We start from the raw sequence: 790 nt of genomic DNA, 5'->3' as shown, positions 1-790 counted from the left end.
TATAGTCTACTGGTTTCAGTTACGTATTGCTAAGGTTAACGACGGTTAGATTCACCTCTTACACAGCACCTGCACCAGTCCAAGCAAGGTGAGGTGAGAGATTGTCACCATCACAGCCAAAGCCTTTATAAACATGTTTTGAGCTAAGCACTTCTCCAACTTTGATACCGTTACTGGATAACTCAAAAGTATTTGTTTTGGCAAAGGCGGTCATTGAAATTAACAATGTTGCAGCTAAAGAGACAAAACGCTGGTGCATTCGTATTCCTTGTTAAAATTAAAATAGGTACAAGCTACTTTAACAGCTGAGCAAAACTTATGATCTGCTGCTTTGGTAGGGTAAGTGTTTTACTGCAATCTAAATGCAAAAGCTCAGTCATGTGAATATCGAAATAGCTGAATACTTTCTCGAAGAAACCAGCATAAACAGGGCAAACTTCTTTACTGGCAGAGGTTGTCAGTACAAATCCTTTTTTATTCTTAAGCCCTTTACCTATATGTTTAATCTCAGGATTCTCAGTTAATTCTGTGATCCGGTCGATTAAACGTTTCATATTCGAAGTGACGCCGTGCCAGTAAACTGGAGAGGCAAAAACGATGTTATCAGCCCAAGAGAGTGCCTCAGCAATGTCGTAAAAGTCATCTCGACTATAAAAGTTGTGATAGTTGTAATCGGCATAATTATGAGCGTCTAAATTAAAGTAGCGTGTATGGTTTTCATTTAATTGAGGTGCTGTGTAAGAGGTGAATCTAACCGTCGTTAACCTTAGCAATACGTAATGATATGTAA

At 38.6% G+C, this 790-nt stretch carries 2 protein-coding genes; both read right to left on the bottom strand.

The window, feature by feature from the left end; translation table 11 throughout:
• Nucleotides 1-58 precede the first annotated feature (58 nt).
• Nucleotides 59-259 carry a hypothetical protein gene (locus tag ACXAC4_RS26440; protein ID WP_475167934.1) on the bottom strand — a complete coding sequence of 67 codons (201 nt, stop codon included), beginning with the start codon at nt 257-259 and terminating at the stop codon, nt 59-61.
• 34 nt (nt 260-293) lie between these two features.
• On the bottom strand, nt 294-790 hold a 497-nt coding region (locus ACXAC4_RS26435; RefSeq protein ID WP_475167931.1), incomplete at its 5' end, for a flavodoxin family protein.

The sequence above is a fragment of the Pseudoalteromonas sp. AWM4_233 genome, from assembly GCF_056158285.1.
The sequence above is the reverse complement of the archived record's forward strand: the minus strand, read 5'-3'. Positions and strand labels throughout refer to the sequence as shown.

Excerpts from the sequence above, each read along its gene's own strand:
- ACXAC4_RS26440 (WP_475167934.1), bottom strand. The coding sequence starts at position 259 with ATGCACCAGCGTTTTGTCTCTTTAGCTGCAACATTGTTAATTTCAATG.